Here is a 20952-nt window from a genome sequence, read left to right as displayed (position 1 = left end):
TAGTCAAATTAGCTCCAATACAAACGAAACAAGCAGCATGTTAATTGAAAAGCAACAAAATAAAGAGCTACCTAATCGTGCATTAATACTTGCGGGAGGGGGAATGCGTGTTGCTTATCAAGCTGGTGTAATGAAAGCAATGGAAGAAGAGGGGCTAAGCTTCTCTCATGCTGATGGAGCTTCAGGGGGTATTTTTAATGCAGCCATGTTGGCTTCAGGCCATTCAGTAGGTAAGATTGTAGAAAAATGGAAATCCTTAAACTTTAATTATTTCACCTCCTTTGTAAAGCTAAAAGAATATTTCACTCCTTGGAGACTCAAGGCTTTTGGGGATGCTGATGGAATAAGAGACAAGGTTTTACCTCATTTTGAGGTTAATGTGTCTAAAATCAATTCACTAGGCTTACCCATTACTTTTTCAGTTTGTAATTTCACTCAAAAAAGAGTCAGTACCATTTCCAGCGAGCAGCTTGAAGAAAACCATTTGTTGGCAGGTGTTTCCTTACCCATATTGATGCCTGCTCTAAAAGTCGGAAACGACTGGTTTATTGATGCGGTTTGGGTCAAGGATGCCAACTTATTGGAAGCAGTTAAAAGAGGGGTTGAGGATATTTGGTTGATATGGGGAATAGGTAATTACCCATCCTACCTGCCGGGATCTCTAAATCAATATGTTCACTCAATTGAAATGAGTGCCAATGGTGCTTTGTTTGAAGAGTTTGAGCAAATTAAATGGATAAATAAACTAATTGCACTTGGGAATTCTCCCTATGGTCAGACTAGACCAATTCAGGTATTTATTGTAAAACCAAAATTGCCTTTACCACTTGATCCTGAATTGTTTCTTAAGAAAATAACAGCAAGGTCCCTTATAAATATGGGATACCAAGATACCAAGAATTACCTAAGGGAGAAACCTGAAAATGGGGATTCTCTTGATTTTAGGGCTACACAGACCTCTGATTCGGGAGATTACCTTTGCCTGCCTATGAAGTTCTCAGGAAAGCTTGTGCAAAGGGACAAAAAGCATCAGGTGGATTTTTATATTTTTCTGCGCAAAACCATAGTGGATGGAGTGGAAAGTATTGAAGCTTTTTCTAGTTTTTATTTGAGGGCTATTGGACAAGAAGTAATTGGTGGGCTTACCAAGGTTACAGTGAATGGAAAAGCTTCTGCTGAAACATTGATAGAGATTGAAACCAATATGATCTACGATGAAAAGGCCTATTTGTTAAAAGCTGATTTGCGATGCGCAAGTCCTTGGTCTTGGTTAATGGGGCTTGCTTTTAAATCGGTTGACATTAAAGTTTATTCAAGTCAAGAAGGACCTGAAAAAACTTTTATGGAAGGAAAACTCCACCAAACCTTTGTATCAAGGTTAAAAGGAGTAGCCCTAAGTTTAGCCAAAAAGAAAAATGGTTCAAATGGAGGTATTGGATTTAAGTTTGAAATGGTAAAAAAATTATAAAAAATGAAGTTTGAGAGAAAACCAATGGTCAATTGGTATGACCCAAAGCAGTTGGCTTTCACGAGTGTCAAAACAGTGTTGTCTTCGGTTTTTGGTAATTTTGCAGACAGAAGAGAGCTTCAGGCCGCACTCGATCAAGATTGTAAGCCCTTTGATTATTCTCAAAACGAAGAATTGTGGTTAGATTATATTTCAGACCTCGGAGATGGTTTTAATTCCACTTTTACTATGGCCCAATTGTTGGCCAGAGAGGAACTTTCACTTCGAGGAAAATCACTAAAAAGAGGAGATATTCTACTTATGGGTGGAGACGAAGTTTATCCTACTCCAGAGAACATTGAGTATGACAATAGACTGAGAGGTCCTTACACCGCTGCTTTTCCTAAAAATGAAAATGATAAGAACAGACCAGATGTTTTTGCTATTCCTGGAAACCATGATTGGTACGATGGGTTAACCAATTTTTTAAGACTTTTCACCCAAAAGCGTTCCCTAGGGAATTGGAAAACACAACAACATAGAAGTTATTTTGCGCTCAAATTGCCCTATGATTATTGGGTGATAGCAATTGATATACAGCTGAACGCAGACATTGATTTTCCTCAAATATGCTATTTTAAAGAAATAGCTAAAGAATATTTTAAACCCAATAGTAAGATCATATTATGTACATCCGAACCGTCCTGGGTTTATAAATCATTCGATATAAAAAATGATTCCTTTGATCGGCTGCAATTTTTTATTGATAAGGTTCTTTATGGTAAAAAGGATGAAGACTATAAAGAAAAAAACAAGAACATAAGTATAGAAGCAATTTTAACAGGGGATTTGCACCATTATGCAAGGTACGAAACGGTAAAGGATGATTCTCGACCTTCTCAATTTATAACCGCAGGAGGAGGAGGTGCCTTTATGCATCCTACGCATACCTTAAAGGAAGAATTAAAAGGAATTCATGAAAGAAAGGCCGAACTAAAAAAGACCTACCCACCAAAGGAAAGTTCAGTCAAATTAAGTTTGTTGAACCTACTCTTTCCTTTCTTTAGCCGTACAATGCTCCTGTTCTTCGGTATTTACCATGTCTTTACTACGTGGATACTTCAAACGAAGTTATCTAATGATTCCACAATAATGGAAAGCCTGGCAAAACACAATTTGTTTAAGGGTGAATTATCAGAAATACTGGGAATAATTACAAATACTTTGTTTCACTTTCCTTCAGCTTTATTTCTTAACCTTTTATTGTTAATAGGAATAGTATTGTTCACAGATACTAGTTCTGGAAAGAAAAAGCTCAATTATATTGCTGGTGGTATTCATGGGCTATTGCAGTTGGTCAATTTTTATTTTCTCCTTTGGCTTTTTTCCTATAATAACCTAAATAATATTCCGTGGATAAATAATGTCAATGAAGGAGGGCAAGTATTGTTGTTTTTTGCTGAAATGGTGCTTGTTGGAGGCTTAATTAGTAGCTTTATTTTCGGTCTTTATTTGACAATTAGCATTGTGCTGTTGAAGAACCACATAACAGAAGCTTCCTCTTCTTATAGATGGGAGGGATATAAAAACTTTTTGCGAATTTCAGTTAACAAGGAGGGACTTACCATTTACCCCATTGGAGTGAAGAAAGTGGTTACCAATTGGAAAGAGTTTAGCATTAATGATAATCCACGATTTGAAGGTGGGCCAATTAATTATGAACTGATAGAGGATCCTATATTTATAAAAAATGAAGAAACTAGCTAAACCCCTAACCAGCATTAAGCCTGAATATGATTTTGTAGTCATAGGGTCAGGATATGGTGGTAGTATCGCTGCATCAAGGATGGGCCGAACGGGACAATCTGTTTGCCTGTTGGAAAAAGGAAAAGAATTTTTACCCGGAGAATTCCCTGACACCTTATTGGACGCTTCGAAAGAAATGAATTTTGTCCGTGGAAAATCTTCCAGTCTTGAAAACAATGGGCTGTATGAATTCACTATGGGGAATGGTATTAATGTATTCAAAGGCTGTGGCCTGGGAGGGACCTCTTTGGTAAATGCAAACGTATCTATTAAGCCAGAAGAACGGGTAATGCAGGACAAAATGTGGCCCGAGGCGATTAGGCAAGACCTGGCTTCTTTTGAGGAGGGAGTAAACAGAGCCTGGGACATGCTTAAACCCAATCCTTATCCAGAAAATAAGGGGGGCTACCCAATACTCAAAAAAACCGAAGCCATGCGGAAATCTGCTGATTATATGTCCGCACCATTTCGACTTCTGGATATCAATGTGAATTTCGAAAATAAAACCAACCATGTCGGTGTCAAACAAGCAAAGTGCACCAACTGTGGGGACTGTGTAACAGGTTGTAACGTGGGAGCAAAAAATACTACGGCAATGAATTACCTGCCTGATGCTTACAATCATGGGGCTGAAATTTTCACCTCAATAAATGTCAGGTACGTCAAAAAGTTTCAAGCGTACTGGCAAGTGTTTTACCACCCAATAGGCATAGGTAGAGATAATTTTGATGCACCGCTTTTGTTTATTAAAGCAAAAAATGTGATCCTCAGTGCCGGTTCTTTGGGCTCCACTGAAATATTGTTTCGTTCAGCAAAAATGGGATTGAAAGTTTCCAAAAGATTGGGGATGCGGTTCACAGGAAATGGCGATGTGTTGGGTTTTGGCTATAATAATGATGAAAGAATCAACGGGATTGGCTTAGGAAAAAAAGGTACTGATAGTATTGCTAACGTAGGCCCCTGTATAACCAGTGTTATTGATCTTCGGGAGCGAGAGGACCTAGAAGATGGCATGACCTTGGAAGAGGGTACTGTTCCCGGACCGATAAGGAGTCTTATGCCCAAAGCATTGATTGCCTTTTCAAGGTTGGCTGGTAAAGATACAGACAGAGGGATAAAAGACTATTTCAAAGAAAAATACAGAGAATTTAGAAGCTTGTTTCTTGGGGCTTTTCATGGAGCGGTTGCCCATACACAAATTTACCTTGTCATGACCCATGATGATGGAAATGGAACTATGAAAATGGATCAGGAGGGCAAAATGTCACTCAACTGGGAAGGTGTAGGCAAACAAGAGATTTTTAATAAGGTAAACGGAGAAATGTTCAGTGCCACACAGGCTCTTGGCGGTACAAAAATACCCAACCCAACTTGGAACAACTTGATGAACTATGACCTAGTAACTGTTCACCCTCTGGGTGGATGTGGCATGGGGGATAGCGCTGATAAAGGGGTTGTGGACCATAAAGGACAAGTCTTTGACGGCGAAAATGGCAACACACTTCACGAAGGCTTGTACATTCTGGATGGGGCAATTATCCCTCGACCGGTGGGCACTAACCCACTCTTAACCATAAGTGCCTTGGCAGAGAGGAGCTGTAAGCTTATTGCTGAGGAAAAAGGATTAAATCTGAGCTATGGTTATGAAACTGCTCCCAATTCTGTAGGAGAACAGGTCTCCGGAACTGGAGTGCAATTTACCGAAACCATGAAAGGATATATAGGATTAGGTGAATCAGTGGATTATGAAAAAGGATTCGAAATAGGGAAGTTAGAGAACAATACTTTTGAGTTTACCCTAACCATACAAACTGATGATATTGATGCTTTCGTGGCTGATGCGTCCCATGCTGGTAAGATGATAGGGAATATGATTGCTCCTTCAATTAGTCAGGAGCCACTCTCCGCTTACAATGGAGTGTTTAATTTGTTTGTTCAGGATGAAGGTGATGAAAAAAAGAAGCGCATGAATTATAGCGCACAACTCATAAGCCCTACAGGACAGGAATATTATTTCGACGGATTTAAAGAAATTAAAAATGATATTGTGGTAGATGCCTGGAAGGATACTACTACACTTTTCATTACTTTATACAAAGGAACTACAACTGATGGAATCATTCTCGGTAAAGGGAAATTGGTAATAAAAGTGACGGACCTTCTCAAGCAATTAAGGACTGTTAAAGCCCTGCATCCAACAAGTAAAGAGGAGGGGCGAAGAGCGATCGGGACTTTCGGTAAATTCTTTGCTGGAAATGTGTTCGAAACTTATTTTAAACTTTAAATAGGCCTCTATCTTTCATTAATAGGCTTATTCAATTTTGCTGTATTGGACTTCATTTTAGTATCTCTATAGTGAAGTCCAATACGGTTCTATTTTTTTTGTGATTACATTACTTCTCTATCAGTCTTAAGCCCTGCTTTATACCAATTATAACCCGAAATAGGCAATAGACAATCTATAATGGGCTGAAGTCGCTTCCCATAAACAGGGGACAGGCTTTACCCATGACTTATGTCAGGATGGAGAAATCCTATTTCACCCTAGTTAGAAGGAGACATTAGAGAAGGACTTTGTATCATCTCATTTGGAGGCGAGTAGATGGCTTACTATTATTTGAATTTGTCTAGAATACCAGATTTGCTTTCCATTTTACTTGTAAACCATCGATTGGCCTTTGTTAGAAAATCTCGGTTATGGTAGGCATTATATTCTGTATACAGTTTAATTAAATGGGTTTCAAGTGTTTTAAGCTGATCTTGAGACAAATCGCTTGAATGATTCGGATTATCAATTTCTTTCAAATAATTATTCGATGATTTGAAAATAATGAGATTCCCAATTTCCAGGTTCGTTTTGCCATTCTTGTTCTCCTGTAACCCTAATAAGAGGGGATAGGTTAAATTTTCCAACGGAATATTAATCTTAAATATTTGCTCAGGTTCGTTTTTATTGACCACCCAAAACTGGGAAGGATGGGCTTTAAGAACTTTTATGGTATCTGCTTTAGTAATTTTTTGGACACTTTCTTTATTTGCAATCCACTCTTGCCAATCTTGAGGTTGGAATTTCTCCAGACCTATCCTATGTAATAGTTCTTGCCTTCTTTCATTATCCAGATCAAAGTATTGATAGGCTATCGTATCTTCAGACAAAAAGGTGATTTCTTTTACAGAGAGCATTGTATCATTTGCGATTTTTTCATTCCATTCAGCTAAAGGTAAAGTATCAGCAATGTACTGACCTATTGGAATGGAATCTTTAAAAAGATAATAAAGACCCTCATTGAATTGAGATTTTAACTGTAAAGTGTCATTTTCTACCCAAAGTTGCTCTATTTGTTCTTGTTTAGTTGTCTTATGGCCAATTTGGGCATTAATGCTTAACCATTCTTCCTTGTCAATTACGCCATCTTCTCGAATACTGTACCATAAAGTTGAATAGTTATTGTATAGCGGACTTTGAGACTCAAATTCACAAGTTTGTAATTGCTTAAGCATTTGTACCAAGGTGTTCCACTTTGTTTCCGCTAATTTTCGATTATTGTATCGGTCTTCGGTTGCTAGTTTTAAGGAGTCGATTTTATCTATTTCAGCTTTGATGTGGTATTCAAATAAAGAGGCCTCTTCGAAACTTATGAAGCGATCTTCCAGTATTTCCTTGGTTAAATCAATGAGTTCATCATGGTGAAAAATGACTTTTTTGACCTCCACCTCGGTAAGTAAGTTAATAAGTCGACTGATGGTTTGACCTCCATTTAATTCAGCCTGTTCAATTATACCAGCCTTTATAGCATTGGTTTTAAGTTTTTGGACAGCATAAATTTTAACTTTTCTACTGTCTTTAAAATCAACCTTGCCATTGTAAGTCAGTAAATCGAAACCGGGCACTCCTTTTTCAGGAATAAACCATGGATTAATGTCTGCATTCAGAATTTTAGGAGCTAAACCGAAGATGTGTAACTCTCCAACTTCCTCATTTAGGTAATACATATGGCTTTGTAAACCTTCAAAATCAAATCCCGCCTTAACGGTTCCTCTACCAATCATGGCCAATTTTTTCCTAGCTTCTTTACGTGGTCTGTCTGACAATTTACTCGCAAAATAATCTTTAGTAAAGGACTCAGCGTTCCATGAATTATCACCTTCAGACTCATGCCAATTTTCTAATGTTTTTCTAAGCCTATTTTCGCTCAATGGCTCTGTAATTACATCTGATTTGGTTTTTTGTTTCAGATAGATATAAGTCATTATCTCATCAAAGAAGACCAATCTGCTTGTTTGTTCCCAATCACCCAAGTGCTTAAGTTTTTCAAGGACATTACTCTTCCCAACTTTATCTACTAATAGTTTTTTTCTATCCCTTCTTTTAAGTTTTTTTTCCGGATCACCAATCTCTTGCCGCTGTTCCAAAGTCAGTGTGTGAAAATTCCTGAGGTTTATTATTTCTTCAGCTATTTTATCGTAGGTTGCCTCTGCCAGTTGAGCGATTTCGGGTTCTTTTTGAAAATCAATTTGAACTTCATCAATGGAAGTCAATACCTCACCATAGTATTCAGCGGTGATCATTTCTCCGATTTCCCTTATTTCTGAAACCATATTTGCAGTTGGTTTCAATTCGGCCTTGCCTCCAAAAACGTTCATTGGATTCCACGAGTAAATCAAAATTACTGCAGCCACAACCAGCAGTATTTGAATTATCAGACGTGCACTACCTAGGATTTGACGTATCATGGATTTAAAGAATTGTCGGGAAGTTTGATTTGTCTTATTTTCAATGAATCACTTTTAAAATGGATAAAAATTTCATCAAAGGCGAAACTTTTCAATAAGGTAAACATTAATTTACGTGCATGATTTTGACTCGTCTCAACCAAGCCCATATAGGGAAGTTGATCCCGAATGTCCATTTCCGCTAGTCGGAAATAGGTCTCCTGATCTTCAAGATTGATTGAGTTTAAGAAGCGCTTTGGGTTGGAAACCAATGAATCTTCAACAAAATCCTCTGGGGGATAAGAAAAATTTATTACTTCTATAGTGGGTAAGTGAAGGGTTATTTTATTCCCGTCAATAATTATGTCTTCTTCTTTTAGTCGTTCTAAGTTTAAGCCGGTTTTAATTTTGGCCCTTGAATAGGCCAAAAATGAGGCTTCATTGACAGGTACAAAGAGTATGTTCTTTTCCTTTCTGCCAAACACTACTTTGTCCACCACAAATTCTGTTACAACAAGATCACTTGCCCTTTGGATCTTGCCAATGACCAAGCCCCTGTCATCCTTTTTGCAAGCCGTAGCCGAGAGGATTATGGTGACAATGACGGTTATATAAAGCAATCGCTTTTTTAAGCTGTCCATGTTTGCTCATTTTTGAATTGCTCATAGAAATGCTTCATCTTAATATGGTATTCATTGGCCTTATAGCCACTTCCATTATAGCCATAGGCAAAAGATTCCCAATCATAATTTCCCTCGTTTTCTTCAGAAATATAATTTATCAGGGTTTTTCCACGAACCTTTTTTATTTTTATAAAGGCAAGAAAGTCTAGAAAATGAAAATATTCTGATTCATGTTGCTTGGATTCAAAGTCTTCAAATCCCTGGTAATTTCGGGATTTAATATTATGCTCTAGGTTTTCACCTAAAATCTGAAAAAGTCCCCATGAAGATGCATAAACAGCTGCTTTTGGGTCAATTTTCCGTGCCTTTTCTAAACGATCATATTCCTTAATACCAACCCTGTAATGTGACCTTGTCCATTTTTCATAAATAATATCCTCATTGCCTACACTCAATGCTTTTGGATCTTTGTTGAATTTTTTTAGCCAATACCAGAATTTATGGCCTTCAAACAAAATCTTTGCTCTTCCATCGCTAAGGTGACCCCGGCCAGCAGATTCAACTTTCACAATTGCCTTTATCACAGGTAAACTTACCTTTATGTTGTCCTTTTCTTCGAGTTCATCTAGCGCTATTCTGATGTCCATGTCGCTAAGCAATTTGCTATTGGTATTGTCCTTTATCTGAACATACTCTTCCCTATGTAAACTCAACTCAGGCTGGGTTTCAAAAGAGGTTGATAGAATAGCCCTTTGCTGCGTAGCTGCTGGCATTTCCTCAACCTTAAGCCCATTTTCAATGGAAAAATTTCTGTCCTCCATTTCAAAAAAGGCATTGTCAATTTCCATATTGTCCATAGGTCTAGACGTATTGCTTATTTGATTGGTGGTAGCAGATGCGCCATTTCCTGGCTGTGCATTGCTGCTGTCTTGATTACCGGCTTGTTTAGGTGTCCATCTTTCCCGTAAATACTTCAAAGACTTATCTCCAAAATAAAAGGCAATCATCATTAAGAAGGCGGTTTCAAAGAATTCAAACTGCTGGCTTAATAAAGCTGCATCTACTCCTGTGTACTGTGTGCCAAAGCTGACGATCAAGAGAGACATGCCTCCCATTAAAAGCGTAAATGCAATCATACCTCTTACTGTTCCAGGAGGTAAACCAAAAGTTTGACTTTTATATGGATTGTATTCCGGCATTTCCAAATCTGATGGTTTAACGGGTATGCCTTTGCTGTGCATATCCCTGAAATCATAGATACGCTGCCAATCCTGGTCCGTAAGTCCGTAATTAATATTGTAATGGTAAACTGACCACATAAAGTATATCAGAAACAATGCGATCCATATAACAGTTGTGGCAAGCCCTATGGCCTGGAAGAGGTTGTCATGCTCTACATATACAAAGAGCGCTCCAAGGACCGCAAAAATGACCAGAATAATAGAGAGAATAACGGTCCCTCTAAAGAAAAAGGTGTGATAGGGATTGAAATTTGGGTTTCTGTCCTTAACCTTCGGACTGATATGCCTTGCTACCAATCCGTATATAAAACTCAAGGCAACAATTATGACGAATCCATTGGCAAATGTATGGTTGGTAGATTCCATGCCGGGCACAATGAAGATCAATGAGGCTAACATTATGATCAATATCGCAGCAATATGAATAAAAATATAATTGCGTTCTGAAATTAATTTGGGCTTTTTTTTCAAGTTTTCAGGGGTTGAAGTGGCATTTTCCATGGAGTGTTTCGGTCTGAGGTCTCTAAATTAAGATTGTATTGTCCTAGGCATGTACTAACTGAGGGGCTTTGGTAACCCTTTCAAACCATTCCTCATTTAGAATATTAATCGCCATTGGCTCGTTTTGATTGATTTTTGGGATTATATTTTTATAAAATCTTTCGTAGGCTTTTTGAGATTGTAAAATCATTTTTTCAGTTTGACCCGCATTGACTCCATCAGCTATAAGAATACAGCCTTTTGTGTCCTTGTGACTGTTTCCAATATGAATATAAACCTTGTCATAGTTGGGTATCCCTTTTATTTCAATATGGTTTGAAAACCAATTAAACCTGTTTCTATACCTTTGTGTCAATGGACTGAGTTGCTCATTGATCCCTAATTGATAATGACCTTCAGGAATCCTGGTTCCTCCGGGAATTTTCTCATCGTTATGCGTATCTTCCAATGTATAAGCAAAGAAGGTTTTGTTGATAAACATCAAGCCCAATGTGGTATTCCCATCATCAACATACCTTAAAACAGTGATCATGGCTTTTGGTAGTGCATTTATCTCCTCATTGACCAGTAAGTTGCTTGCTTCTTCTATATTAGGTTGGAGTACCTTCTTGATCTTTTCAATTTCCGGCTTTGGCTCTTGCTTTTTATCGGGGAAATTGAAAATAGCTTGGTTTTTGGTAAACAAGTCTTTTATCATCTCAAAACCTTTTTTTGCAGCTATGACCAGATAGCCTATAAAACCGATCATCCATAACCAAATTTTACCCAAAATTTCCGGGTTGGAATATAAAAACAGAATAGCCAATAAGACCCCGGCTAAAACCAGTAAACCAGGAATTCTATTCATTTTTCTTGTATTTTAAGATTGTAGGATGAAAAATTGTGTTGATTCTTTGTGCTTCAAAATTTAATTAATTATTTTTCAATATCAAAAGAATAAACAGTATATTTTGATGATTGAAATAGCCGAAGCTAAAGCTGGCTAAAAATTAAATTGGACTGCCTAAATTGTTTATTTGGATTAATTATGGATTGCTTATAGTGATGATTTTATGATATTTATATGAGTAATTATCTATAAATTCACAAAGGGCATTCTCGTATTAAAATATTTTAAATAGTCCTAGAGAAAGTATACCTACTTAGGGTCTATTTTTAAAAAAAGTTTTACTTTATAGATTAAGAAATGGCTAACTACAAACTTCAAGTCAACAATAAAAATTATGAGGTGGATGTGGATTCAGATACTCCATTATTGTGGGTGCTTCGAGACAATTTGGGTTTAATTGGAACCAAGTATTCCTGTGGGATTTCTCAATGTGGAGCATGTACTGTCCATATGAATGATGAAGCTGTGCGTTCTTGCGGGCTTCCAGTGTCTTCTATAGGAGATGCAAAAATTACCACCATAGAAGGGCTTTCAGAGAAGGGGGATCATCCCGTACAGCAGGCATGGAAAGAAGTAGATGTCGCTCAATGTGGCTATTGTCAGGCTGGGCAGATTATGACAGCAGCAGCTATGCTAAAGAAAAATCCTTCACCCTCAGAAGATGAAGTAATAGATGGAATGAATGCCAATTTGTGCAGATGTGGTACTTACCACCGCATCAAAGAAGCAGTATTATTGGCCTCAGCTAAAATCAAATAACCATGAACAAAGAACTAAAATCGAATAGAAGGGATTTCTTGAAAATAGCAGCCACGGCTGGTGGTGGTTTATTGATTGGTTTTAATTGGTCTGCCTGTGACTCACCAAAAATGAAAGTCATCAGCGATGAGGAGATTTATGACAAGGCTATCAATTTCAATAGCTTTTTATCCATTTCTCCCAGCAATCATGTGGTGATCTTTTCTCCTAATCCAGAATTGGGGCAAAACATCAAAACCTCTTTTCCAATGATTGTAGCTGAAGAATTGGATGTAGATTGGTCAAACGTTAGGGTACAACAAGCCTTTTTAGATACAGAAAAATACGATAGACAGGTTACGGGAGGTTCAGGAGCCATGCCACATTCCTGGCAGCGATTAAGGGAAGCAGGGGCCACGGCAAGGCAGTTGCTTATGGAAGCGGCAGCCAAGCGGTTGAATGTACCCATGAGCGAACTTACAACAGACAAAGGAAATGTTATTTACGGATCTAAAAAGTTGAATTATGGTGAATTAGCCAATGAAGCATCAACTTTACCTGTCCCTGAAAATGTTCAATTAAAATCGGTCAAAGACTTTAAAATCATCGGAACGCCTGTAAAAAATGTGGACAATGATGCTATGTTTACTGGCCAACCTCTTTATGGCTTGGATGTGTACCGTGATGGAATGCTTCATGCCATGATTCAAAGGCCTCCTTTTGGTATGAAGTTGAAAAGTGTTAACTCTGATGAGGCAAAAAAAGTAAAAGGGGTCAAAGATGTTCTTACTTTTAAAGACAATGTAGCTGTAGTAGGAGAAGGCACTTGGCCTTTAATTAAAGCTAGAAGACTACTTAATATTGAATATGAGCCTATTGATAAAGCATTAGAATCGACTGCCTTTCACAATAGGAAATTTGATGAAATGCTTAATTCTGGTAAGGCTGAGGTGAAGAGAAAAGATGGTGACGTGGATACAGCCTTTAAGAATGCAGCAAGGGTTATAAAAAGTGAATACCAATGTCCTTTTTTATCCCATAGTCCAATGGAACCAATGAACTTCTTTGCTCACGTGAAGGAGGACAGTGTAGAATTGATAGGACCTTCACAAACTCCCGACCGAGCCAGAAAAGCTGCTGCAGAGATTTGTGGGATTGCCCCGGAAAAGGTAAGTGTTGAATTGACCAGATTAGGTGGTGGCTTTGGAAGGCGACTTAGAGCTGATTTTGTGGAAGAAGCTGTAGAACTTTCCAAAATGCTGAAAGCACCTGTGAAATTGACCTGGTCCCGAGAAGATGATATTACAGGAGGAGCCTATAGACCTGCAGTAAAGTATAGGTTTGAGGCAGCATTGAATAGTAAGGATGAACTGATCGGTTACAAATTGTGTGGGGTGGGTATGAACTCCGGCAATTCTACAAGGGAGAATAATTTCCCAGCTGGAGCTATAGATAACCTGGAAATAAGTTCTATGGAATACAATTCACCCATTACAACCAATGCATGGCGTGCACCGATTACGAATTTCCTTGCCTTTGCGGAACAATCCTTTTTGGACGAGGTAGCTGAAGCAATCGGTAAAGATCCGGTGCAATTTAGATTGGATCTTCTGGATAAAGCAAAAAGTAAGCCTGTGGGTGAGATCCAATACGATATAGACCGCATGAAAGGAGTCATTACCACAGTGGCCGAAAAATCTGGATGGGGTAAAAAACAAGGTGTTTCACAGGGTTTTAGCGTCTATTTTTCTCATAGATCTTATGTGGCTCAAGTTGCGGAAGCTAAAATTGTAGAAGGAAAGGCCGTGTTGGATAAAATTTATGCAGTTACAGATTGCGGCATAGTCATTAACCCTACAGGAGCTGATCAACAAGTAAGAGGGGGAATGTTAGATGGTATGGGACATGCCATGTTCGCAAACCTTACCTTTACAAATGGTGTAGCAGACCAGAAGAATTTTGATTCCTATCGTTTGATTAGGATGAAAGAAATACCTGAGATAGAAACTCACTTTATAGACAATGGAATAGATCCTACGGGACTGGGAGAGCCTGCTTTGCCACCGACTGGAGGAGCGGTAGCCAATGCCATTTATAAGGTTTCAGGTCAGCGATTGCGAAACCAGCCTTTTATGAATGAAGAAGGGATGAAAAACATCAATTTAGGTAACCCAGTTTAAAGATTAGTAAAACACTAATTTATAATTTAGGTAAGAATGAAGTCAGATTCATGTGGCGACATTCTTACCTTTTTTTGCTATAATAATGTTGACAAAGTTTAAACCCGAAATATGTTATAGACATTCTATTACGTGCTGAAATCGCTTCAAAATCAGCCACTTCCTTGCTGTTTTCAATTTCACCATAGCGGTGCTATGCTAAAAATCTCCAAACAGCCTGATTTTTTTGTGATTGCAACACTTCCCGTAAACAGGGGACAGGCTTCACCCCTGACAATTGTCAGGGCGGAGAAATCCTATTACATAATCCGGGTTAAATTCAGTGTTCGAAATATTAAAATCTGCCTTTATTCATTTAGCTTTTAGCAAAACATTTCTTTAGATTTTGCATTTAATTATACATCGTTTGAGCAATTTTTTTATCTTGGATATTAATATTCAAATCCTATAATGAAAGCTTACTATGTGTTGAATTAACCAGAAGAACTGGGGAGTAACAAAAATGGCTTTTTAACTATTTAGGGTTAAACCTGACTTTCATTTCTATAATAAACCCAAAACCCAAAAGGCATATGACTTGGTTTAAATCTTACTTTAATATTTTACTTGCCTTGTTCTTTATCAGTACAGGTTTTAATCAATCATTATTACTAGCCAAAGGGGAAGATCCAAAGCAACACAAACAGGAGGTTCGGAGATATTTGTATGTAGCTGTCCCCGGTATTCGGAATTATTTAGGTTATGGAGGTCATGGTTTATTGGTCTTTGATATAGACAATGGACATAAATTTGTCAAAAGAATTCCCTTGCAAGGTTATAAGAAAGACGGTAGCCCATCCAATATTAAAGGAATAGCAGTTAGCATAGCACTGAACAGTGTGTTCATCAGTACGCTTGAAGGTCTCCAACGCTTGGATTTGTCTACTGAAAAAATAATCTGGGAAATAGCCTACGATGGGGGTGCAGATAGGATGTCCATTTCTCCGGATGGAATGACCATGTATTTGCCCTCACTTGAAAAAGATTTTTGGAATGTAGTCAATTGTGAAACAGGGGTAATAATCACTAAAATAAAAGTTTTTGACAGGGCGCACAATACCATCTATGGTCCTTCCGGAAGCTTTGCCTACATGGCTGATATTAGTTCTCCTTTCTTATTTGTATCCGAAACTAAAGGCCACACGATAATAAAGAAAGTTGGGCCATTTTCTCATGGAATAAGACCCTTTACCATCAATAGTCAGGAAAGCCGAGTGTTTGTGAATGTCAATGAGCTTTTAGGATTTGAAGTTGGTGATTTAAATACTGGTAAAGTGTTAGCGAGTGTCAAAGTGGAAGGCTGGGACAAAGGACCTGTAAGAAGGCATGGTAACCCAAGCCATGGGATAGGGCTTACTCCAGACGAGGAAGAAATATGGATCAGTGATGGTCACAATATGCGCCTGCATTTATTTCAGGCTAACCCACCTTATCAACAGCTTACCACTATTCCTTTGCAGGATATGCCTGGATGGATCACTTTTAGCATAGATGGAAAGTATGGCTATCCTTCAAGTGGAGAAGTGATAGACGTTGAAACCAGGAAAATTATTCATCTACTTCAAGACGAACACAACAACTATGTTGCAAGTGAGAAGATGATTGAGTTACATTTTCAAAATGGAAAAATCATAGCCAAAGGGGATCAGTTTGGTTTAGGTAGAAAGACATTGAAATAACGGATCTATAAATAGTATATAACAAACATTAAATTTTAACAATGGATAATTCCGCAATCATCATCAGGGATAATTTGAAAGAGATTTATGAGGATGTATATTCCTCAGACGTGCTTCATGCCTTAGCACACATGGCACCATTTAATGTAGAAGTAAAAAAATTGATGAATATTCGACTTCGCAGGAGAAAAGAAAGAAGTCAAAATGGAAGTAGGATAACCTTTTTAAACCCTGAAACCAATATTGCAGGAACCAATATTAAGGTGAGTGATGCCAGAGAAGGTAATTTTGAAGGGGCTGAAATCCCTGCAGACCTTCAACGTCAATGGATTCAGGGGACAGGCCCGGGAGCGAAGCCAAATGCGAGTCTGGAAAGCAGTATCCGCAACGTGGCTTATGCCTTGCTGTCCGGAGCTGATGGATGGATGTTTGATGGTGAAGATGCCTTAGGTCAAGTCTCTACCATGTCCCTTGACAATCAGCGAAACCTCAAGTTGGCCATACAGAGATCCCCTGTGTTCTTGTCCGTGGCAGAAGAAGTGGCTTCTCAGATGAATAGCTGGAGCAGGACATTTTTTGGCCATGAAAAGATTCAGGATTGGAAGGAGCAATTAAATTTCACCACCAAGATTTTTAGAGCACGTGGACTTCACTTGGATGATAGGCATCTGCGTCTTGCTGATGGGGCCTCCTTTTCAGCCTCAATTGCTGATTTGGTGCTCTATGTTGTTAATAATTATAAGTCATTATTAGCTTCGGATTCTTCTATTGTACTTTACCTGCCTAAAATTCAAACGGCTGAAGAGGCTGCTTTATGGAATAGAATGATCAGCGCTTTAGAAAATCATTTGGAGTTGAAGGATGGAACCATTAAAGTGTATGTATTGGTAGAGCAACTTGAAGCCACCTATCAGTTAATGGAGATTAGGGCTGCTTTGGGGAAGCATTTTGTAGGTTATAATACTGGCCGCTGGGATTATATTAATAGTGTGTCTGATGCCATGGCCTGGGATTCAACTTTCATTAACCCCAATATTGAATCCATAGGCATGACCTATGGGTACATGAGGAATTATGAAGACCGGGTAAGAAGGGCTGTCAATACGCCTGACATTAATGGCAACTTTGCGCTTTGGCAAGGTGGTATGGAACCAAATATACCTGTGGGATCCTCTGAAGGGGTAAATGCAAGTATGAAAAAGGCTTTGGCAGGTGCAGAAAGAGAGCTTAGTGAAGGGGCTAGTGGTAAATGGGTAGCTCATTGGAAGATGGTTCATATTGTTAGACCTGTTTGGGAAAAAACTGGTCAGGCCAATCAGATGGGAAGAACTTTTGAAAAGTTAAGCTATACTCAGGAGGATGCAGATGGTTTGATTTATCTTGAACCTGCACCAAGGACCATTCGTGGTGCTAGAAACTTATTAAGTGTAGGCCTACAATATGGCAATGCCTTTGGTCAAGGAATGCAAGCTGCTGCTCTCAAACCTGCAGATTTCTTTGGTGATGACAATGTGCTCTACCTAATGGAAGACATGGCAACTGGGGAAATTAGGCTAAGTATTTTGTGGGAATGGCTGCACAAGCAGGCTGTGATAACGGAAGTTGATGCAGAATCTGGTGTAAATGAAGGGGATGTTTTTACGCCTGAATTATTTAGTAAATTACTTCAAGAGGAGTATGATAAGCTTTTGAATGCCAGTGATAAAGATGTGTATGCTGCATCTAAGTATACCACATTGCCTATTGCCAAGTCCATCGTTGAGAAATATGTTGGTGAGGAAAAGAAAATTCCTTGGTTTATAGATTTACTTAATATTAACCTGAACAATGTGGATTTGAAAATTGCAGAAAAAAGGATAGCACTTTACCTGAAACTATTGAATGATAAAGGGGAGCGAATGACGGAAAATCTCGATTTTATTGTATGATGCCTTTCACTTATTCTTCATAATAGGAACAAATAATGTCGCAGAATCTTTTGTTTTTTCTCGCAGTTTTCCCAATCCTGATAGCCTCTATTATGTTAGTTGGCTTTCGTATTGCTGCTAAAATCACCATGCCAGTAACCTTTTTGCTTACGGCCATTTTAGCATTTACATTTTGGGATATGTCTTTGCTAACCATTTTCGCCTCCTCTATTCAAAGTTTGTTTATCACTTTTGATATTCTCTACATTGTATTTGGGGCCATTCTTTTGCTTAATTTTCTGAAATTTTCAGGAGGAGTGGACAGTATTCGTGATGGTTTTTCTGGAATCAGTAAAGACCGGAGAATACAGGTAATTATCATTGTTTGGCTTTTTGGGTCCTTTCTTGAAGGGGCAGCAGGATTTGGAACACCTGCAGCTATAGTGGCCCCTTTGTTAGTGGCCCTTGGTTTTCCTGCTCTTGCCGCTGTGGTTTTGGGAATGATGGTGCAGAGTACTGCAGTCACTTTCGGAGCTGTCGGTACCCCGATTTTGGTAGGCGTTAAAGGTGGTTTGGAAAACCCCGAACTTACAAGCAGATTAGATCAAATGGGCTTGAATATTGGAGATGTTTTGGCTTTAGTGACTGGAAATGCTGCCATTATCCACGCCATTGTAGGGAGTTTTATGCCTTTTTTAATGGTACTCATGCTATGTAGGTTTTTTGGTAAAAACAGATCCTGGAAGGAAGGTTTTCAGGTTTTTCCTTTTGCCATGTTTGCTGGACTTTCTTTTACGATTCCTTATATGATCACGGGGCTTTTTTTAGGCCCAGAATTCCCTTCTCTAATTGGGGCTTTGGTAGGTTTGTCACTCGTTGTTTCTGCTGCTAAAAATGGCTTTCTGGTGCCAAAAACAATTTGGAAAATGGAGAAAAAAGACCAATGGCCTGAAGATTGGTTAGGCGCAGCGAATTTGAGTCCCTCTAAAGATCTGCCCGCTTTCTCTTCCAATCCCAGGAAAATTTCATTGAAAATGGCCTGGTTGCCTTATTTTCTATTGGCCATAATCTTGGTTTTAAGTAGGCTGCCTCAATTGCCATTTAAAAGTTGGCTAACCAGTGTGTCGTTTGGACTTGATCAAATTCTTAATACCACAATATCCGCTTCCAGTACACCTTTATATTTACCCGGTACGCTTTTACTTTTGATCTGTGGACTAACTTATTTTTTACATGAAATGAATGGAATGCAAGTTAAGGCAGCTTTTAGTGAGAGTAGTAAGATGATTCTTAAAGCTGGTGCTGTGCTTTTGTTTGCAGTAGCCATGGTGAGAGTGTACATAAATTCCGGAGAGAATGCTTCGGGTTTGTTGTCCATGCCTATAATGATGGCCGAGTGGACAGCAGATAAGGTGGGCATGGTTTATCCATTCTTCGCCCCAGCAATAGGGGCCTTAGGTGCTTTTATAGCTGGAAGCAATACGGTGAGTAATTTGATGTTTAGCTTGTTTCAATTCGGTGTGGCGGATAATTTAGGAATGCCTCCTACTTGGATCTTGGCACTTCAGGCTGTGGGTGCTGCTGCAGGAAATATGATCGCCATTCACAATGTGGTAGCGGCTTCTGCCACGGTAGGCTTATTAGGAAAAGAAGGAAGTGTGCTTAGGAAAACCATTTTACCCACGCTTTATTACCTGCTTATGACAGGCTTAATTGGCTTTGTCCTAATAGGAATTGTGGGTGTGGTGGATTTATTTATGGTTTATGTGTAAAATTATCATCTTTTTAATGGATAAACTTGAATATCTATCAATTAATAGATAAATTGAAATATCATTTAAAATGTAGATAAATACAAGCTGATAATGATAGGGATAATAACAGGTGACCTGATCAATTCAAGAAAACTTTCGGCAAGCCTATGGATGCAGGAATTAAAGAAGGAACTGGATCAGTGGGGAGCAGAAGGTAAAGATTGGGAAATATATAGAGGAGACAGTTTTCAGTTGAGAATTAAAAATCCAGGACAATTACTTTATGTGGGCATATTGCTTAAGGCCGCCATTAGGTCAATTGAGCCTTTGGATATTAGAATGGGCATGGGGATTGGTGAAGAAAATTATACCACAGACCGCTTGCTAGAAAACAATGGAAGTGCCTATGTTCATTCAGGTGAGGTTTTTGAGGATTTACATAAGATGAATCAGGGGATTATGCTGAAGAGTGACTTCAATGAATTTAACCAAGAAATAAATTTGATGTTAAGGTTGGCATTGACCATAATGGACAATTGGTCAGTAAATTCCGCTAAAATGGTTTGTCTTGCTTTCAAAAACCCTTCTAAAAACCAAACCCAATTGGGCGCATTGGAAAACATCAGCCAGAATTCAGTAAGTGCCAGACTTTCTAGGGCCAATTTTGAGGTAATTAAATCATTGGTAGATTACTTCCCAAATCGATTAGCAAAATTCATATCATGATTGTACTCATAAAGCTAGTTTTAGCCCATTTATTGGGAGATTTTGTGTTCCAGCCCAATAGTTGGGTGGAGGCCAAAGAAGCTAAAAAGTTTAAAGCCTACCAACTGTATTTGCACCTGTTGGTACATGGACTACTGATAATGGTAATCCTTGCGGATCTTTCCTTCTGGCCATACGCTGTAGCGATTGTGCTTGTACATGGCATCGTTGATGTGATCAAGCTATATGCGCAAAAAGAACAAACCAAAAGGTATTGGTTTTTTATAGACCAATTGGCTCATATTCTTACTTTAATTGTAATGGTTGGAGTGCTTGATCCGACACTTTTGGATTTGTTGTATCCAGTTTCGGAAAAACTTTGGCTGGTGGTAACCTTGCTGGTGTTTCTGTCCTTACCTGCTTCTATCATTATCAAGACCATAATATCCAAATGGACTCCTGCCACTGTTGATGAAATAGGTTCATTGGAAAAGGCTGGCCAATACATTGGCATTCTTGAACGTTGGTTTGTATTGATTTTTATAATTGCAGGAAAATGGGAAGCCATTGGTTTTTTGGTGGCAGCCAAGTCAGTATTTAGGTTTGGTGATTTAAAGGAATCCAAGGATAGAAAATTGACAGAGTATATATTAATAGGAACACTCGTTAGCTTTGGATTGGCCATTTTATGTGGCTGGATTTATGAGCAATATCAACTCTAATTTTTCTT

The 20952-nt window shown here is 38.5% G+C and carries 14 protein-coding genes; 10 read left to right on the top strand and 4 right to left on the bottom strand.

Translation table 11 applies throughout. The features are described 5' to 3' along the window. Nucleotides 1–37 precede the first annotated feature (37 nt). The 3 genes from CA2015_RS24465 to CA2015_RS21395 are packed head-to-tail and all read left to right on the top strand — an operon-like array spanning nucleotide 38 to nucleotide 5537. Nucleotides 38–1468, top strand: a complete 1431-nt coding sequence (locus tag CA2015_RS24465) for a patatin-like phospholipase family protein (RefSeq protein ID WP_053086728.1) — start codon at nucleotides 38–40, stop codon at nucleotides 1466–1468. A gap of 3 nt (nucleotides 1469–1471) precedes the next feature. Next, nucleotides 1472–3214: a metallophosphoesterase gene (locus CA2015_RS21400; protein ID WP_048643742.1), complete on the top strand. Its 1743-nt coding sequence runs from the start codon at nucleotides 1472–1474 to the stop codon at nucleotides 3212–3214. Next, complete coding sequence (locus CA2015_RS21395) at nucleotides 3198–5537, top strand: GMC family oxidoreductase N-terminal domain-containing protein (RefSeq protein WP_048643741.1); 2340 nt, start codon at nucleotides 3198–3200, stop codon at nucleotides 5535–5537. The genes CA2015_RS21400 and CA2015_RS21395 overlap by 17 nt, the downstream gene beginning before the upstream one ends. A gap of 329 nt (nucleotides 5538–5866) precedes the next feature. Here the strand turns inward: CA2015_RS21395 and CA2015_RS21390 are convergent, their stop codons facing one another. From CA2015_RS21390 to CA2015_RS21375, 4 genes are read right to left on the bottom strand one after another with little or no spacing between them, the layout of a single operon-like run. Continuing rightward, the gene (locus CA2015_RS21390) at nucleotides 5867–7987 is read right to left on the bottom strand and encodes a DUF4230 domain-containing protein (RefSeq protein ID WP_157470569.1); all 2121 of its coding nucleotides are present in this window, start codon (nucleotides 7985–7987) and stop codon (nucleotides 5867–5869) included. Then, nucleotides 7984–8607, bottom strand: a complete 624-nt coding sequence (locus tag CA2015_RS21385) for a DUF4230 domain-containing protein (protein ID WP_048643739.1) — start codon at nucleotides 8605–8607, stop codon at nucleotides 7984–7986. Before CA2015_RS21385 ends, CA2015_RS21390 begins: the two co-directional genes overlap by 4 nt. Beyond that, the gene (locus CA2015_RS21380; protein ID WP_048643738.1) at nucleotides 8595–10331 is read right to left on the bottom strand and encodes an N-acetylmuramidase domain-containing protein; all 1737 of its coding nucleotides are present in this window, start codon (nucleotides 10329–10331) and stop codon (nucleotides 8595–8597) included. The genes CA2015_RS21385 and CA2015_RS21380 overlap by 13 nt, the downstream gene beginning before the upstream one ends. A 43-nt stretch (nucleotides 10332–10374) precedes the next feature. Beyond that, nucleotides 10375–11178, bottom strand: coding sequence for a DUF5675 family protein (locus tag CA2015_RS21375; RefSeq protein WP_048643737.1), 804 nt, complete (start codon nucleotides 11176–11178; stop codon nucleotides 10375–10377). Nucleotides 11179–11517: 339 nt separating this feature from the next. On the opposite strand from CA2015_RS21375, the gene CA2015_RS21370 reads away from it, so the two are divergent. The 7 genes from CA2015_RS21370 (at nucleotide 11518) to CA2015_RS21340 (ending at nucleotide 20944) form a co-directional block, all read left to right on the top strand. Continuing rightward, nucleotides 11518–11979, top strand: a complete 462-nt coding sequence (locus tag CA2015_RS21370; protein ID WP_048643736.1) for a (2Fe-2S)-binding protein — start codon at nucleotides 11518–11520, stop codon at nucleotides 11977–11979. A 2-nt stretch (nucleotides 11980–11981) separates the two neighbouring features. Continuing rightward, nucleotides 11982–14138 (top strand): xanthine dehydrogenase family protein molybdopterin-binding subunit, encoded by a 2157-nt coding sequence (locus CA2015_RS21365; protein ID WP_048643735.1) that lies wholly within the window; start codon nucleotides 11982–11984, stop codon nucleotides 14136–14138. 572 nt (nucleotides 14139–14710) lie between these two features. Then, nucleotides 14711–15856 (top strand): YncE family protein, encoded by a 1146-nt coding sequence (locus tag CA2015_RS21360; protein WP_053086727.1) that lies wholly within the window; start codon nucleotides 14711–14713, stop codon nucleotides 15854–15856. A gap of 41 nt (nucleotides 15857–15897) precedes the next feature. Next, complete coding sequence (locus CA2015_RS21355; protein WP_048643734.1) at nucleotides 15898–17784, top strand: malate synthase; 1887 nt, start codon at nucleotides 15898–15900, stop codon at nucleotides 17782–17784. 35 nt (nucleotides 17785–17819) lie between these two features. After that, nucleotides 17820–19535, top strand: a complete 1716-nt coding sequence (locus CA2015_RS21350) for an L-lactate permease (RefSeq protein WP_048643733.1) — start codon at nucleotides 17820–17822, stop codon at nucleotides 19533–19535. 93 nt (nucleotides 19536–19628) lie between these two features. Then, nucleotides 19629–20243, top strand: coding sequence for a SatD family protein (locus CA2015_RS21345; RefSeq protein WP_048643732.1), 615 nt, complete (start codon nucleotides 19629–19631; stop codon nucleotides 20241–20243). Next, a complete protein-coding gene (locus CA2015_RS21340; RefSeq protein WP_048643731.1) occupies nucleotides 20240–20944 on the top strand; it encodes a DUF3307 domain-containing protein in 705 nt (234 codons plus the stop codon). Before CA2015_RS21345 ends, CA2015_RS21340 begins: the two co-directional genes overlap by 4 nt. The last annotated feature ends 8 nt before the right edge of the window (nucleotides 20945–20952 follow it).

Origin of the sequence: Cyclobacterium amurskyense, assembly GCF_001050135.1 — a bacterium.
GTDB lineage: Bacteria > Bacteroidota > Bacteroidia > Cytophagales > Cyclobacteriaceae > Cyclobacterium > Cyclobacterium amurskyense.
This window is presented reverse-complemented; position numbering and strand designations above follow the sequence as displayed.

Excerpts from the sequence above, each read along its gene's own strand:
- CA2015_RS24465 (WP_053086728.1), top strand. The coding sequence starts at position 38 with ATGTTAATTGAAAAGCAACAAAATAAAGAGCTACCTAATCGTGCATTA.
- CA2015_RS21400 (WP_048643742.1), top strand. The coding sequence starts at position 1,472 with ATGAAGTTTGAGAGAAAACCAATGGTCAATTGGTATGACCCAAAGCAG.
- CA2015_RS21395 (WP_048643741.1), top strand. The coding sequence starts at position 3,198 with ATGAAGAAACTAGCTAAACCCCTAACCAGCATTAAGCCTGAATATGAT.
- CA2015_RS21390 (WP_157470569.1), bottom strand. The coding sequence starts at position 7,987 with ATGATACGTCAAATCCTAGGTAGTGCACGTCTGATAATTCAAATACTG.
- CA2015_RS21385 (WP_048643739.1), bottom strand. The coding sequence starts at position 8,607 with ATGGACAGCTTAAAAAAGCGATTGCTTTATATAACCGTCATTGTCACC.
- CA2015_RS21380 (WP_048643738.1), bottom strand. The coding sequence starts at position 10,331 with ATGGAAAATGCCACTTCAACCCCTGAAAACTTGAAAAAAAAGCCCAAA.
- CA2015_RS21375 (WP_048643737.1), bottom strand. The coding sequence starts at position 11,178 with ATGAATAGAATTCCTGGTTTACTGGTTTTAGCCGGGGTCTTATTGGCT.
- CA2015_RS21370 (WP_048643736.1), top strand. The coding sequence starts at position 11,518 with ATGGCTAACTACAAACTTCAAGTCAACAATAAAAATTATGAGGTGGAT.
- CA2015_RS21365 (WP_048643735.1), top strand. The coding sequence starts at position 11,982 with ATGAACAAAGAACTAAAATCGAATAGAAGGGATTTCTTGAAAATAGCA.
- CA2015_RS21360 (WP_053086727.1), top strand. The coding sequence starts at position 14,711 with ATGACTTGGTTTAAATCTTACTTTAATATTTTACTTGCCTTGTTCTTT.
- CA2015_RS21355 (WP_048643734.1), top strand. The coding sequence starts at position 15,898 with ATGGATAATTCCGCAATCATCATCAGGGATAATTTGAAAGAGATTTAT.
- CA2015_RS21350 (WP_048643733.1), top strand. The coding sequence starts at position 17,820 with ATGTCGCAGAATCTTTTGTTTTTTCTCGCAGTTTTCCCAATCCTGATA.
- CA2015_RS21345 (WP_048643732.1), top strand. The coding sequence starts at position 19,629 with ATGATAGGGATAATAACAGGTGACCTGATCAATTCAAGAAAACTTTCG.
- CA2015_RS21340 (WP_048643731.1), top strand. The coding sequence starts at position 20,240 with ATGATTGTACTCATAAAGCTAGTTTTAGCCCATTTATTGGGAGATTTT.